Raw genomic sequence first — 14,011 nt, 5'->3', positions numbered from 1 at the left:
CGACGATATTTGAAGCTGTCTGGTGATCCGGCACCGCTAGTTGTTTTTTAAACCGGTGTTTTGAATCCAGCGGAGTTTCTACGTTTATGAGATGAAGGAGATGATAGGCTGCGCCGTTTGTGTGTTTTAAGCTTTAGTTTAAATGCTTGAACGCCATCGCCAATTCGATAAGCGGAGCAGGCATGCGGCAGATTATCTCGTTGCGGTTAATCATCTATCGGAAGCTCAGCGGACTTACAGTATTCAGTTGCGCGCTTCTCTTGTTTGCGGTCAGCAGCGCGGCAAATACGGGTTTCGACGGTCAGTCATCACCACATTCAGCGTTCACACGCGCTCCGGTTGAACGTGTCATGAAGCCGCGTGCCCGAGTTACAAAAGGCGCTTCCGCGACAAGGCCTGCGAGGCGGCCGCCTCCCACGTCGAACATTGCTGCTTGCCGGGTTCAGCTTGAGGCGAAGTTGCCCTTGACCAGATTCTTCGGCTTTTTCACGGTGCCGGCCGAGATCGACGGACGAACTTATCCAATGGTCGTGGATACGGGCAGCGACCAGACGACTATTGAACCTGCCATGGCGAATGTCTGGCATCTGCAGGAGGACAAGTTCGGCGAGCACAAGGTAACGGGTCTCGGCGGGGAGGCAGGCTGGCATTATCCGCGCATCCTTTCGTCCCTGAAGCTGGGAGCGCCCGAGTGGATTGATCTCCGCGTCAGTCCGACCTCTTTCGCCTTTGTTGCAAAGCGGGCGCGTGAAGCACGATTGCCCGCACCGATTGGCTTTCTGGGCTCCAACATACTGACACGGTACGACGTTGAACTCGATTTTCCCGCGCGGACCATGGCGCTCTATTCGGTGTCCAATTGCGTCGGCCGGTTTGTTCCATGGTCGGGACAATTCACTGCCTTTTCCGCCGATTTAACGCGGCGTAACCGTTTCGTCCTGCATATATCGGCGAATGGACATCCCATTCGGGCAGTCATCGATACAGGCGCGGAGACCTCGATTGCGGCTAAGGCCAGCATAGCCGGGACCGGAGCGGACCTGACCGGGATGGATAAAACGGTGCCCTTGTACAACTTTGGCTGGGATGGTGAGCCGATTGCGAGTTATCGGCATAGCGTGGACCTGGAGGTCGGCGCCGAACGGTTCCCAAGCGCGTCGATCGAGGTGGGGGACATCGTGCTGCCGGACTTCGATATGGTTCTCGGCATGGACTACTTGCGAGGCCGCCGCGTCTGGCTTTCATACTCGACGGGCTGGGTTTTCATGCAACGCATGGACGCGTCCTGAGCGTCTGGACCGTTGCTCAGCAAGGCCGGGCCGCAATTTCGGGATGCGCCCGCATGTTATATTGACGCCTCCAACACTTCCCAAAAAGCTGACGCCATGAACATCGTAATTTTGGCGGCAGGTACCGGCAAGCGCATGCGTTCCGCCTTGCCTAAAGTCCTTCATCCTCTGGCTGGCCAGCCGCTCTTGTCCCATGTGCTCGATGTCGCGCGCACGCTCAACCCCACGCGGCTTGTCGTGGTGGTCGGGCATGGCGCCGATCAGGTGCAGAACGCTGTTGGCGCGCCCGACGTCCAGTTCGCGATCCAGGAGCAGCAACTCGGCACCGGCCACGCGGTCATGCAGGCGCTGCCGCTGCTTGACCCCGCTGTTTCCACGCTGATTCTCTACGGCGACGTACCCCTCACGCGCGCAAGCACGTTAAAACGTCTCGTCGATACCGCCGGCCAGCACTACGGCGTCCTCACCGTCACCCTCGACGATCCGACGGGTTACGGCCGTATCGTGCGTGACGCGATGGGCAAGGTTCAGCGCATTGTCGAGCAGAAGGATGCCAACGCCGATCAACTGAAAGTCAGCGAGATCAATACGGGCATCGTGATTACGCCGACAGCGCGGCTTGGCGAATGGCTGGCGTCGTTGAAGAACGACAACGTGCAGGGCGAGTTTTATCTCACCGATGTCGTCGAACGTGCGCTCGAAGCAGGTATCGAAGTCGTGACCTCGCAGCCCGACGACGAATGGGAAACGCTCGGCGTGAACAGCAAGCAGCAACTCGCCGAACTCGAACGCATTCATCAGGGCAACGTCGCCGAAGATCTGCTTGTTGCAGGCGTGACGCTGATGGACCCGGCGCGCATCGACGTGCGCGGCACGCTGACGTGCGGACGCGATGTTTCCATCGACGTGAATTGCGTCTTCGAAGGCAACGTGACGCTCGCGGATAACGTGACCATTGGCCCGAATTGCGTGATCCGCAATTCAAGCATCGGCGCTGGCACGCGCGTTGATGCTTTCACGCACATTGAAGGCGGCACGACCGGCGCGAACGTCGTGCTAGGACCGTATGCGCGATTGCGGCCAGGCGCCGTGCTCGGCGACGAAGCGCACGTCGGCAACTTCGTGGAAGTGAAGAACGCGGTGTTCGGGCGCGGCTCGAAGGCGAATCACTTGAGTTATATCGGCGATTCCGATGTCGGCGCGCGCGTGAATATTGGCGCGGGCACGATCACCTGTAATTACGACGGCGCGAACAAATTCCGTACGGTGATCGAAGACGATGTGTTCGTCGGCTCGGACACGCAACTTGTTGCGCCGGTACGCGTGGCGCGCGGCGCGACGATCGCGGCGGGCACGACGGTCTGGAAGGACATCGTTGGAGAAAACCAGCTCGTGATGAATGAGAAAACGCAGATCAGCAAAGGCGGTTACGTGCGGCCAGTGAAGAAAAAAGCTTGAGAAACAATCACGAATGCTCGCGTGATTCGGGCGATTCGAAAACAATTTGAAGGATAGATCCATGTGCGGAATTGTCGGCGCGGTCGCGCAACGTAACATTGTCCCGGTGCTGGTCGAAGGGTTGCGGCGGCTCGAATACCGCGGCTACGATTCATGCGGCGTCGCCGTCATCGCCGATGGCGAAACCAAACGCGCGCGCAGCGTCGCCCGCGTCGCCGATCTCGCCGAACAGGTCCGCGAAAGTCATCTGGACGGCGTGACCGGCATCTCGCACACGCGCTGGGCCACGCACGGCGCGCCCGTCACCGACAACGCGCATCCTATCTTCTCGCGCAACGAGCTGGCGCTGGTGCACAACGGCATCATCGAGAATTACGAAAGCCTGCGGACCACGTTGCGTGAAAAGGGCTACGAATTTGTATCGCAGACCGATACCGAAGTCATCGCGCATCTGATTCACAGCATGTATCGCGGGGATTTGTTTCAGACCGTGCGCGAGGCCGTGAAACTGTTGCACGGCGCGTATGCCATCGCCGTGATTCACAAGGATCAGCCGAACACGGTGGTCGGCGCGCGTGAAGGTTCGCCGCTGGTGGTCGGTGTGGGCGATGGCGAAAACTTCCTGGCTTCGGACGCGCTGGCGCTCGCGGGCAGTACGGACCGGTTTGCATACCTGGATGAAGGCGATGTGGTCGAGATCACGCTCGATGGCGTGAAGATCGTCGATCGCGACGGCATTCCTGCGCAGCGCGAAGTGCGCGTGGTCGCGGCGTACGGCGGCGCGGTCGAACTTGGGCCGTACCGGCATTTCATGCAGAAGGAAATCTTCGAGCAGCCGCGCGCCATCACCGACACCATTCCCCAGGCCGAGCGATTCACCGCTGACCTGTTCGGCGCCAAGGCGGCAGAAGTTTTCGCCGATATCGACAGCGTGCTCATCCTCGCGTGCGGCACAAGTTCTTATGCTGGCATGACGGCGAAGTACTGGCTTGAGTCCATCGCCAGGATTCCTACGCAGGTCGAGGTGGCGAGTGAGTACCGGTATCGCGAGTCGGTGCCGAATCCGAAGGCGCTGGTCGTGGTGATATCGCAGTCGGGCGAAACCGCCGATACGCTCGCCGCGTTGAAGCACGCACAGTCGCTTGGGCACAAGCACACGCTGGCCGTGTGCAACGTGAGTTCAAGCGCGATGGTGCGGCTGACGGAGCTGACGTTTCTCACCCATGCGGGCACCGAGATTGGCGTGGCGTCCACGAAGGCTTTCACGACCCAATTGGTCGGCATGTTCGTGCTGGCGGTGACGCTCGGCGCGTTGCGCGGCCATGTGAGCGCGAAGCAGGAAACCGCGTATCTTGCGCAGTTGCGGCATCTGCCGGCGGCGCTGAACAGCGTGCTTGCGCTGGAGCCGCAGATCATCGCTTGGGCAGAGGAATTTTCGCGGAAGGAAAATGCACTGTTCCTCGGGCGCGGGCTGCATTATCCGATCGCGCTCGAAGGCGCGTTGAAGCTGAAGGAAATCTCGTATATCCATGCTGAAGCGTATCCGGCGGGTGAGTTGAAGCATGGGCCGCTGGCGTTGGTCACGGAGGCAATGCCGGTCGTGACGATCGCACCCAACGACACGCTGCTGGAGAAGCTCAAGTCGAATATGCAGGAGGTGAAGGCGCGCGGGGGCGAGCTATATGTTTTCGCCGATGCAGATACGCGCATTGTCAGCGAAGCCGGCATTCATGTGATCCGGATGCCGGAGCACTATGGCTTGTTGTCGCCGATCCTGCATACGGTACCGCTGCAATTGCTGGCTTATCACACGGCTTGTGCAAGAGGGACCGATGTGGATAAGCCCAGGAACCTGGCCAAGAGTGTGACGGTGGAGTGAGGGGGGCGTGTTAAAAACCGCGTAAAGCAGAGCCTTAACCTTTGTGTCGTAGAAGTAATAAGGCAAAATACGCGTGTCCGCAAATTGCGCGGGTCAGAGGCGAGTGGTCTTCCACAAATAGTGAAAGCCCACTCGAAAAATTATCAAGATCGGTTGGCCGCACGAGCGGCTATTTTTTCGGTCGATCGATAGTTTTTAATTATCAGAATAGTTTTTTGAGATGTGTAATTCATCGGGATTCATATGGCTTTAACTAATTGCGGCGAGTGCAGCAGGGAAATCAGCGACAAGGCTGCATCGTGTCCGAACTGTGGCGCTCCGGTAAAGACTCCGCCACGGTCCCTTCCGGTACAAGAAGCGGAGCAAGTGTTCCTCAACGAACAGGGGGTTGTCATTACAAGTTCTAGGTTTGTGCTCCCTGGTAGTCAGACATTCGCGATGAGCGGCGTCACCGCAGTTAGGGCACATGAGGAAAAACCAAACCGGATCGGGGCGCTTCTACTTATCCTGTTCGGCGGGGCGGCTTTGCTGAACAAGGCCAACATTTGGTGGGTTGTCGTACCAATCGTACTCGGCGTTCTACTATTCATCGCCCAAAAGCCAATGTATTTCGTAGTCTTGAGCACTGCTTCCGGAGAGACGCAAGCGCTTAAGGATCGAAGCAGGACATGGATTAACAAGATCGTGTCAGCGCTAACGGATTGCATCGTCTTTCGAGGATGACGGGGCAGAAATCGGAGAGATAGTGTTCCGAGCTCTGGGGCTGGAAGGCGTAGACGCGTCGCACGCGCGTATATTGCAATGTCTACCGAGACCGCCTTTGCTCTTGGTAAAAGGCTCAGCAGATATATTGACGAAGTGATCGGTGGTCATCGTCGCGAAAGTACATCATCCGTCGGAAGGTTTTCCGTACCGGGGCGGCTTACGGTTTTCCAAGGAATGGCGTGATCGCATCTCCGCGGTTGGTTCCGTTTTCCTTAAACTTAATTTCCCTTAATAATCAAATCAGAGACATGGCCAGATCAGCATTTCAAACCAATCCAATATCCCTTCGGGAGCTTCTCGATGATTGCCACGCAGGCACTCTGCAGCTACCGGATTTTCAGCGCAGTTGGGTGTGGGACGAAGACCGGATCAAAAGTCTGATCGCGTCTATTTCGAGGGCGTTTCCTGTTGGCGCGCTGATGACATTGGAAACGGGAGGCGATGTCGAGTTCAAGCCTCGGCCGGTCGAAGGCGCGCCCGACACCGCACACTCAGCACGGCCCCGGTCCTTGCTCCTTGACGGACAGCAGCGCATGACGTCGCTTTATCAAGTGACTCTTCGCGGCAAGGTTGTGGAGACCATCACACCGAAGAACAAAAAGGTTAAGCGGTGGTTTTACATCGACATCATGAAGGCGATAAATCCTTCATGCGACCGCGAGGAAGCCATCGTCGGTGTTCCCGAAGACAAAGTGATACGTACGGATTTCGGGCGCTCGGAATTGCTTGACCTGTCGACATCAGAACGAGAGTACGAAACGTTGATGTATCCCGTGTCTCAAGTCTTTGATTGGGACTGCTGGCAAGACGGTCTCGATGCATATTGGCGCCGGGACGAGCACTCTGACGCACCAAGGTTATTTAGGGAATTCAAACGCACTGTCCTCGAAAACTTCAAGGATTATCGAGTTCCCGTCATTGCACTTGACCGGTCTACCTCGAAGGAAGCGGTGTGCGTCGTATTTGAGAAGGTCAATACCGGAGGTAAGCCGCTTGATGCGTTCGAGTTGGTCACGGCCATGTATGCTGCCGACGGACACGAGCTTCGGAAGGACTGGTTTGGGAACGAAAGCGGAAAGGGACGCCAGGGTCGATTCGCCGAGACGTTGCGCCCTGCAGACGCGGCTTCGGGCATCATCGCAAACGTCACCAACACAGATTTCTTGCAAGCAATTTCTTTGTTCTACACGCGAGAGAAGCGGCGGGAAGCAGAGCAGGCAAACAAGACCGGCAAGGAGTTGCCAGCAGTAAGCGGAAATCGACAGGCGTTACTGAACCTTCCTTTAAGTGCCTATAAAAAGTACGAGGCTCAGGTTGAAACCGGCTTTGTGCACGCAGCGAAATTTCTGCACATGCTGCATATTTACCGCGTTTTTGACTTGCCGTACCAGTCGCAAATTGTTCCGCTTGCAGCGATTCTTGCCGATATCGGCACTGCCTGGGAGCACGACACTGTCCGCTCGAAGTTGGTCCAATGGTACTGGAGCGGTGTGTTTGGAGAGCTTTATGGATCTGCAGTGGATTCGCGTTTTGCCCGCGATTTCCTGGAGGTTCCTGCATGGCTGAAGGGTGGTCCGGAGCCAACGACAGTGAGCGAAACCATTTTCCAGGCTGACCGGTTAAAGACCATGCGCATGCGTTTGTCGGCTGCTTACAAGGGAGTAAATGCTTTGCTCATGAGGGAGGGCGCGCGCGATTTTCGCTCAGGGCAGAAGTTCGACCATCTCGTGTTTTTCGGCGAGAACGTCGATATCCACCATATCTTTCCTCAGGACTGGTGCAAGTCAAACGGAATCAAGCCTGCCATCTTCGACTCGATAATTAATAAGACTCCGCTGTCTTATCGCACCAACAGAATCATCGGCGGAGTGGCTCCATCTCAATATCTCGCTAAGCTTGAGGCCGGCAACACTACCGTACCGCCGATCGACAGCAATCGACTAGACGAGCATCTCAAGTCGCACTTTATAAACCCGGAGTTGCTCCGCAGCGATTCATTTGATGCGTTTATGGCAGATCGCCAAAAGCAGCTCCTGTCCTTGATTGAAGATGCAATGGGAAAGCGGGCTTATTCCGGCGATCTTCGCGAGGAAGGCGAGGATTACGAGTCCGATGACGCGACTCTGGAGGCAGATTTGACGATAGCCATATCGTAGCCCGACGTTATACGGGTCGAGATGACGAGCGGCGATAATGCATGCACTGGGATGGGGGACAGCCCTCTCGCCAGCTCGCCAGGGGACTTGGTCAAAGCACGCTACCAAGCAAACCGGTCACGCGGCGGCCACGCGATCGCTAGTCGCCGCTACATGGTGCTATATGGTGCACCAATGCGTGGGTGCCTAGTGCGCGTGAAGGCTAAAAGGTGCCTGGATAGCGAGGTGAGGTCATTTCCAGGAAAAGTTGGTTATTGTTACCTTCAACGCATTCGCTCGTTCGAAATCTCAAGCCATGCAAGTCACCACCATCGGCTTCACCCAAAAATCGGCTGCACAGTTCTTCACGCTGTTAAAGCAAGCCGAAGTCCGCACCCTTCTCGATGTCCGTCTGAACAACACTTCGCAACTCGCGGGCTTCTCCAAAAAACCGGACCTCGAGTTCTTCCTGTCCGAGCTACTCGATATCAGATACGTCGAGCTTCGTGAGCTTGCGCCCGAACGCGACCATCTCAAGCGATACCGATCGGGTGATCTGTCATGGGATGATTACGCATCGGCGTATATCGATCAGCTTGCGAAGCGTCGAGTAGAGAGCAACCTCGACGTCACACTGTTCGACGGAGCCTGCCTTCTCTGCAGCGAGCACAGTCCGGATAGATGTCATCGAAGACTTGCCGTCGAATACTTGAATTCACGATGGTCCAATCGCTTGAGCATCGAACATTTACTGTGACGCCGAGCTGTGCTCACTTTCTAAGCGCCATCGGCAACGCTCATATTCCACGCCTTAATGGTTTATCGTAAGTGATATGTATACATAGTAATAGTTAACAAGCATCGCCCGTTTCTGTGGACAAGCGTCGAAAGCGCCATTGGATCAATGCTCTACAGACCAGATAACCGCAAGCACGCTTGCGGGACAACGAGGTGTATGGAAGGATAACTTCTGCGGCGTTGCGAACATGCCCGCGGTTATCAAGAATCGGCGCACACCAATCCGTGTTGTTATGCCGAAGTTATCCAGAGGCTGTAACGGATAACTCGTACATCTTTCAGCCGATGTTCATCAGCGACATTTGGCTCACGAGCAATGCTCGCAGCTCGTTCAAGTCCGGCCGCGTTCCCCAGTTGCGCGCGCCGGCAACCGATGCAATCGCCATCCACGAGTTGGGCGGAAACCATTCACGCAACGCCACTTCGTCCTGAAGGATGCGAAGGCGGCCAGTTTCCTCGCAGTAGTCAGCACACATTTGCGTGCCGGCCGCTTGCGCTGTGACTCGAAGGCTTCGGGGTCGCAGCATGGGTCCTCCTGTTCGGTGAACCGCTCAGGACGGTGTCGCGGCGGTGTGCTGACTTGCTTCCATTGCACGTTCTTTCGCTTTCTCCTTCGCCATGTGATGTCCGACAATGCAGCCGCCCATTGCGCCGATCACCGCATGATGACCCGCGACGTGGCCCGCAACGCCGCCTACAACTGCGCCCTTGAGACATCCCGCCGCGTTGGCCGAGCCGGCGAACGCGAAGAGCGTCATCGACAATACGGCAGCGATATTGCGCTTGTTCATTCCACGATCCTCGATGGTTTCCGGCGGCATCGACATCGACGTCATCCGGTAGTGAAAAGTCTATGTGCAGTTTCCGCTCGCAAGTGAAACCGGTTTGCGAGATTGGTAACGCGGAGTTACCGCGCGCCCGATATGCCTATGCGCTGCTCAACCGCCAACCCATGCAGGGGTTCTGCGTTGAGCTTCAATCCGCTGAGGGGATCGGCGCTGTGTGTGTCGATTAGAGGGGAAGCATTCGAGGTCGCGCTCTCGGCTTTCGATGCCGAAAGAATGCCGGTCAATACCGCGATGCCAATACCGCTCACCACGATCACTGCAATGGCCGTGACGGCGATCAGCGAATGAATGCGGCGACGTTGCTGCTCGTGAAGATGCCAACTAGTGCTCATGACAAGCCTCGCGGTGGGTGCGTCTTGCTACAACGCGCGCCCGGCAGTGCCGGTGCACTGCCCTCACGTGAGATTTGTAAGCAGTTGTGCGGTTTGAGATCAATTGGCGTTGCACAATAAAAAACCCCGTGCGGACACGGGGTTTTGGTACTGGAACGCTATTAGACAGTTGGCCCGGCACGCCCACGGCTGAAGAGCCGGACGATGATCAATAGAATCACCGCGCCGATCACGGCCGTAATCAGGGATCCGATGATGCCGCTGCCCAGGTGCAGGCCAAGCGCGCCACCCAGCCATCCGCCGATAAACGCGCCGACGATCCCCACAATGATGTCCACCACGATCCCAAAGCCGCCGCCATCGACAATCCGGCCGGCGAGCGCGCCTGCAATGGCGCCGATGATGAGCCAGAAGATGATTCCGTGCGATACAGGTTCCATAGCGTTCTCCGTTGGGTAGGTCCGCGTTGCGGGAAACGCAAGTTGAACGCGGCGCTTCGGTAGGCGCAAACCACGTGCCCGGATTCGACCGAAGCGGCGCAGTTACATCTGACGATCTTTTTCATTCCTGGATACGCAAACTAACTTTCTGTTTCACCTGCGGCGAATGCGCGTCTATAGGATGGGTCACCCGGAAAGTTGCGCCTGCTGCGAATGGCCGGGCTGTTCCCATCCAAGTGTAAAGAAGGGCTTACCAGAGAATATCTACAACCATGGACCGCGTGCATCGGACGCTTCTTTATATAGGCGACAAGCCGGACGAAAAGCTAGTAAAGAGTCTCAGCGATGCCGCGTGGAAAGTGGTACCCGCAATCAACGCAAACGCATCAAGTGATTTGACCGATGCACCCATGCCCGGCTTGCTCGACTTGACGGCCGGCGTGAGCAAGCCGCATTTGGAGAGGGTCGAACAGCTTTCGCGTTCTGCTCTGGTGGCGTGGGTTGCACTGGTATCGCGTGAATCGCGGGACTTGCAGGAGGTGCGCGACGCCATCGCCGCGCATTGCTTTGACTTCGTCACGGTGCCTACGCAGCATGAGCGCATTCTGACCGTGTTGTCGCAGGCGGTCGGCATGGAAGCGCTACGGTTCGAAGGAGACACGGCACTTGCCGATGGCGCTATGGCAAGTAGCATGATTGGGTCGTCGGAGGTGATGCGGGCGCTTCATCGCGCGATCGGAAAAGTTGCTTCGACGGATGCGACCGTTTTCATATCAGGTGAATCGGGCACGGGGAAGGAATTGACCGCGCAGATGATTCACGCACGATCGGCACGGCGCGACATGCCGTTCATCGCGGTGAACTGTGGTGCGATCCCGCACGAGTTGCTGCATTCGGAATTGTTCGGCTATGAACGCGGCGCCTTCACGGGCGCAACGCAAAGAAAGATCGGACGTGTCGAGGAAGCCAATGGCGGCACGTTGTTTCTCGATGAAATCGGCGACCTTCCAGCGGAAAGTCAGGCGGCGTTGTTGCGTTTCATTCAAGAGCGAAAAATCGAAAGGCTGGGCGGCATCGAAAGCGTGGATGTCGATGTGCGCGTGATTACCGCGACGCATGTCGACATGCAGACGGCGGTCGATGAAGGACGTTTCAGGGCCGACCTGTTTTTTCGTCTCTGCGTGCTGGAAATTCGGGAGCCACCGCTTCGGATGCGCGGAAAAGATATTACGGAACTGGCGTTGTACGCGCTTGAACGCTTCAAGGACGAACGCGCACGGCGCATACACGGGTTCGCGCCGGATGCGATTGCTGCCTTGCATAACTATGGCTGGCCCGGCAATGTGCGCGAACTTATTAATCGTGTACGTCGCGCAATTATTTTATCCGAGGGAAAATACATCACTGCTCAGGATCTCGAACTAACCGAGCACGCTGCGAATGCACCGGATTCGCTTCGGGAGGCCCGCGCGGCGGCGGACCGGCGCGCGATAGAATTGGCGCTTTTCGTACACAAGGGCCGCGTCGTGGATGCAGCGCGCGGTCTCGGGATTTCCAGGGTCCATTTGCACCGGCTGATGCAGGATTTGGGAATGCCGACACGCGCCGCCGGCGACGACATGCAAGAAGCCGGCGATCCGGCCCCAGCCCTTTGATTACACCCGTACCCACTTAACATGGAGACTTTTATGCGCATGCTGGAGTCTATCGGTTACGCAGCGTGGACGACATGCGAAGAGTGCGGAAATGACTTTCCTGCAGGTACTTACAGATGTGGGCGGTGCGGCCATGTGCCAAACCTTTTGCACCGTTTGACGAGCTTCGCAACCACGGTATTTCAGAAGAAAAGTATCAGGCGCCCCAAGCGTTCGCAAGGCGCGTATCCGGGACTGGCTGAAGGCGCGCTGAAGTTCTATCAGACGCGCTCGAAACGCACGGAGCAACTGCTATGGGCAGGTCTGCTTGCCGGAGGCGTGTTGATCGTATGGGCTCTGAGTGGCTCTCGTCCGTCGAACATGGATCTGAAGCCGCAGCCGGTTTCTTCTCATGCGCTCGTGAGCGGAGCGGTCGTCCGGATGCAGGCTGCAACTGCCGGGGCTATCGCAAGTGCACCTGCACCTGCACCTGCAAACGCGAGCGTCTCGCCGGCACAGCCACCCGCAGTGATACCGGCAATTCCGGGTGCTTCCGAGTTTTATCGTGCTATGGGGAGCCGCAATCTTTTTGTGGCGCATCGGACTCTTGCGGCGATGCCGGCAAACGACAGCGCCAATCCTCAGTTGCAGCAGATGCGCGCGGACCTGGCTACCCGAGAACGTTTGCGCGATGATCTTTTGCATCGCGCTGCGCGCTGCCGTGCAACGGGCGACTGGCGCTGTGTATCGGACAATGCGTCGCAGGCTTCCGCCGTGGATGCGTCGAGCGTGTCCGCGCGACGGCTGGTTGCTCAGGCCGCTCAGGCAGGCGGCAAGTGATTGAATGTGCGTGATGCGCTCAAGCGACCCATGAGCGCGTGCCGCCGCCAACCTTCGATTCCAGCGCATCGTTTGTCGCCGATACACAAAGCAGCGCTTTGACACGCTTTGCCTGCTCCGCGACGAGATCGAAATGTTCTTGCACGAATGTAAGTCTTGCCGTCCAGTAGGCGCCGTTCAGATGTGGAACGGGCCCTTGCGTCCGCGACAGGCGCAGCATCTTTTCCAGATGATCGATCTCGCCCTCTGCTAGTACTGATCGGAATTTGGTAGATGCGGAAATCGTCGATGCCATGCGTCGCCCCAGTACATTTTAGTGAACGGGAACGTAGTGCAAGTGGCATGCCCAAAACAGCTAATAAGCGGGTCGTGTTTGTTACGCGCGTAATCGTTCGCGAATCTGCAACACAACATCTTCCCTGAGTGCATTGCGTTTTCGGCGCAGCGCATTTCCCTTAGCCGAGTCATCGCGATCCGCAAGATTCAACCGGGGCGGGGCAAGCACGAACCAGCCGTTCCATGTGGCGAAAGCGCCGCATTCGCGTGAGAGGTTGTCGTAGTCCGCCGACACGCGTTTCTTGCGCAGGCAATAGCGCCAGTTCGAATAGACATGTGCGTGTTTCGACACGATGAACGTACTGCCCATGCCAAGCGTCTGCGCCACGTTTTGCGCGAGATAAATCGCAAAGACCTTGGGTCGCAATCCAAGCCACTTCTTGGTGAGCGTACGAAAAAGGTCGCGGCCGTACATCGACTTGTCGGGGCCCTGGACCGCGCCAATGCACATGCGCGGGCGCAGCACCTTGCCGCCGAGATACGCCAGGCTGAACGTGCACGACACCACGCGTCTGCCGGATGCATCGCGAATGCAAAGTGACCAGTCGCCTTCGCGCTGAAAATGCCCGATCGATTCGAGCGATACGTCCCAACTGTCTGCATCGACCGAGATGCGTGCAATCGATACTCGTCCTTCAAATGCAATACGATTCGCCAGTCGCGGCGCGCATTGCTGCGTGATCGCGCAATGATCGAGGCTCGCCTTGAGCCGTTCGCGTGCGTTGAAGCATCCATGAAGGAACGGCCGGTGCATGCGTTCGAGCGCGACCGGCTGACGCTCCACGAGGCTCGACAACGGCGATGTCGCACAGCGCTCGAGCCACGTCGTGGTCGTGCGCCACCAGAGCAGCGAGCGCAGCCAGAATCGAATCCGCCGCCATCGGGCGAAACGGCTCGTCCCCGGATATAAGATGCGGCTCGCGTGACTTATCGTTGCACATGAGTTCGCGATACGGGCGAACCATCCGGCGAGCGATTGCGAACCCGCGCCAAACCATTCAAAGAACAAGGGCATCGTGCACGACCTTTCTGGATTGCGATCGAACGGATGCTATCCATGCGCCGTGGCCGGCATGTCGAATTGCGTGGAGTCTTGTCGAGTTTTGTACGGGCATGCTCGTGGCGTGCGGCGCATCCGCTATCCTGTTTGTCATTCGGCGCCATTGCGTCACCACTGAGTCCCTCATGCCCTTCCGGATCTTGCTCGTCGAAGACGATGAACGCCTTTCGGCGCTGGTCGCGGCTTATCTCCGCAAG

At 57.4% G+C, this 14,011-nt stretch carries 14 protein-coding genes and 1 pseudogene; 9 read left to right on the top strand and 6 right to left on the bottom strand.

Annotation, left to right across the window (positions count from 1 at the left end; genetic code table 11):
- The first annotated feature begins 464 nt into the window (after positions 1-464).
- The 6 genes from ACFFAR_RS10725 (at position 465) to ACFFAR_RS10700 (ending at position 8,283) form a co-directional block, all read left to right on the top strand.
- Positions 465-1,289 (top strand): aspartyl protease family protein, encoded by an 825-nt coding sequence (locus ACFFAR_RS10725; RefSeq protein WP_375507865.1) that lies wholly within the window; start codon positions 465-467, stop codon positions 1,287-1,289.
- A gap of 96 nt (positions 1,290-1,385) precedes the next feature.
- Positions 1,386-2,747: a bifunctional UDP-N-acetylglucosamine diphosphorylase/glucosamine-1-phosphate N-acetyltransferase GlmU gene (gene glmU / locus ACFFAR_RS10720; RefSeq protein ID WP_375507864.1), complete on the top strand. Its 1,362-nt coding sequence runs from the start codon at positions 1,386-1,388 to the stop codon at positions 2,745-2,747.
- 61 nt (positions 2,748-2,808) lie between these two features.
- Positions 2,809-4,626, top strand: a complete 1,818-nt coding sequence (gene glmS, locus ACFFAR_RS10715; protein ID WP_062000587.1) for a glutamine--fructose-6-phosphate transaminase (isomerizing) — start codon at positions 2,809-2,811, stop codon at positions 4,624-4,626.
- 243 nt (positions 4,627-4,869) lie between these two features.
- Complete coding sequence (locus ACFFAR_RS10710) at positions 4,870-5,349, top strand: DUF6232 family protein (RefSeq protein ID WP_375507863.1); 480 nt, start codon at positions 4,870-4,872, stop codon at positions 5,347-5,349.
- A gap of 221 nt (positions 5,350-5,570) precedes the next feature.
- A complete protein-coding gene (locus ACFFAR_RS10705) occupies positions 5,571-7,547 on the top strand; it encodes a DUF262 domain-containing protein (RefSeq protein ID WP_375507862.1) in 1,977 nt (658 codons plus the stop codon).
- A gap of 295 nt (positions 7,548-7,842) precedes the next feature.
- A complete protein-coding gene (locus ACFFAR_RS10700) occupies positions 7,843-8,283 on the top strand; it encodes a DUF488 family protein (RefSeq protein ID WP_174362768.1) in 441 nt (146 codons plus the stop codon).
- A gap of 319 nt (positions 8,284-8,602) precedes the next feature.
- On the opposite strand, the gene ACFFAR_RS10695 is transcribed toward ACFFAR_RS10700, so the two are convergent.
- From ACFFAR_RS10695 to ACFFAR_RS10680, 4 genes are all read right to left on the bottom strand, one after another.
- The gene (locus ACFFAR_RS10695) at positions 8,603-8,851 is read right to left on the bottom strand and encodes a hypothetical protein (protein ID WP_062000585.1); all 249 of its coding nucleotides are present in this window, start codon (positions 8,849-8,851) and stop codon (positions 8,603-8,605) included.
- Between the two features lie 24 nt (positions 8,852-8,875).
- Positions 8,876-9,115, bottom strand: a complete 240-nt coding sequence (locus ACFFAR_RS10690) for a hypothetical protein (RefSeq protein WP_062000584.1) — start codon at positions 9,113-9,115, stop codon at positions 8,876-8,878.
- A 116-nt stretch (positions 9,116-9,231) separates the two neighbouring features.
- Positions 9,232-9,504, bottom strand: a complete 273-nt coding sequence (locus ACFFAR_RS10685; protein ID WP_174362767.1) for a hypothetical protein — start codon at positions 9,502-9,504, stop codon at positions 9,232-9,234.
- Positions 9,505-9,665: 161 nt separating this feature from the next.
- Positions 9,666-9,944, bottom strand: a complete 279-nt coding sequence (locus ACFFAR_RS10680; RefSeq protein WP_062168297.1) for a GlsB/YeaQ/YmgE family stress response membrane protein — start codon at positions 9,942-9,944, stop codon at positions 9,666-9,668.
- A 272-nt stretch (positions 9,945-10,216) separates the two neighbouring features.
- Here ACFFAR_RS10680 and ACFFAR_RS10675 point away from each other — a divergent pair, with 272 nt between their 5' ends.
- Both ACFFAR_RS10675 and ACFFAR_RS10670 read left to right on the top strand, forming a co-directional pair.
- Positions 10,217-11,599, top strand: coding sequence for a sigma 54-interacting transcriptional regulator (locus ACFFAR_RS10675; protein WP_174362766.1), 1,383 nt, complete (start codon positions 10,217-10,219; stop codon positions 11,597-11,599).
- A gap of 135 nt (positions 11,600-11,734) precedes the next feature.
- The gene (locus ACFFAR_RS10670; RefSeq protein WP_174362765.1) at positions 11,735-12,418 is read left to right on the top strand and encodes a hypothetical protein; all 684 of its coding nucleotides are present in this window, start codon (positions 11,735-11,737) and stop codon (positions 12,416-12,418) included.
- A 19-nt stretch (positions 12,419-12,437) separates the two neighbouring features.
- On the opposite strand, the gene ACFFAR_RS10665 is transcribed toward ACFFAR_RS10670, so the two are convergent.
- Both ACFFAR_RS10665 and ACFFAR_RS10660 read right to left on the bottom strand, forming a co-directional pair.
- Positions 12,438-12,713 (bottom strand): hypothetical protein, encoded by a 276-nt coding sequence (locus tag ACFFAR_RS10665; RefSeq protein WP_062000579.1) that lies wholly within the window; start codon positions 12,711-12,713, stop codon positions 12,438-12,440.
- A gap of 81 nt (positions 12,714-12,794) precedes the next feature.
- Positions 12,795-13,769 (bottom strand): DUF535 family protein, encoded by a 975-nt coding sequence (locus tag ACFFAR_RS10660; protein WP_174362764.1) that lies wholly within the window; start codon positions 13,767-13,769, stop codon positions 12,795-12,797.
- A gap of 170 nt (positions 13,770-13,939) precedes the next feature.
- On the opposite strand from ACFFAR_RS10660, the pseudogene ACFFAR_RS10655 reads away from it, so the two are divergent.
- A pseudogene (locus tag ACFFAR_RS10655) lies at positions 13,940-14,011 on the top strand (DNA-binding response regulator); the annotation flags it as partial.

Source organism: uncultured Caballeronia sp., assembly GCF_964243625.1.
In the GTDB taxonomy this organism is placed as follows: domain Bacteria; phylum Pseudomonadota; class Gammaproteobacteria; order Burkholderiales; family Burkholderiaceae; genus Caballeronia.
The sequence above is the reverse complement of the archived record's forward strand: the minus strand, read 5'-3'. Positions and strand labels throughout refer to the sequence as shown.

Excerpts from the sequence above, each read along its gene's own strand:
- ACFFAR_RS10710 (WP_375507863.1), top strand. The coding sequence starts at position 4,870 with ATGGCTTTAACTAATTGCGGCGAGTGCAGCAGGGAAATCAGCGACAAG.
- ACFFAR_RS10695 (WP_062000585.1), bottom strand. The coding sequence starts at position 8,851 with ATGCTGCGACCCCGAAGCCTTCGAGTCACAGCGCAAGCGGCCGGCACG.
- glmU (WP_375507864.1), top strand. The coding sequence starts at position 1,386 with ATGAACATCGTAATTTTGGCGGCAGGTACCGGCAAGCGCATGCGTTCC.
- ACFFAR_RS10665 (WP_062000579.1), bottom strand. The coding sequence starts at position 12,713 with ATGGCATCGACGATTTCCGCATCTACCAAATTCCGATCAGTACTAGCA.
- ACFFAR_RS10680 (WP_062168297.1), bottom strand. The coding sequence starts at position 9,944 with ATGGAACCTGTATCGCACGGAATCATCTTCTGGCTCATCATCGGCGCC.
- ACFFAR_RS10660 (WP_174362764.1), bottom strand. The coding sequence starts at position 13,769 with ATGCCCTTGTTCTTTGAATGGTTTGGCGCGGGTTCGCAATCGCTCGCC.
- ACFFAR_RS10685 (WP_174362767.1), bottom strand. The coding sequence starts at position 9,504 with ATGAGCACTAGTTGGCATCTTCACGAGCAGCAACGTCGCCGCATTCAT.
- glmS (WP_062000587.1), top strand. The coding sequence starts at position 2,809 with ATGTGCGGAATTGTCGGCGCGGTCGCGCAACGTAACATTGTCCCGGTG.
- ACFFAR_RS10675 (WP_174362766.1), top strand. The coding sequence starts at position 10,217 with ATGGACCGCGTGCATCGGACGCTTCTTTATATAGGCGACAAGCCGGAC.
- ACFFAR_RS10700 (WP_174362768.1), top strand. The coding sequence starts at position 7,843 with ATGCAAGTCACCACCATCGGCTTCACCCAAAAATCGGCTGCACAGTTC.
- ACFFAR_RS10690 (WP_062000584.1), bottom strand. The coding sequence starts at position 9,115 with ATGAACAAGCGCAATATCGCTGCCGTATTGTCGATGACGCTCTTCGCG.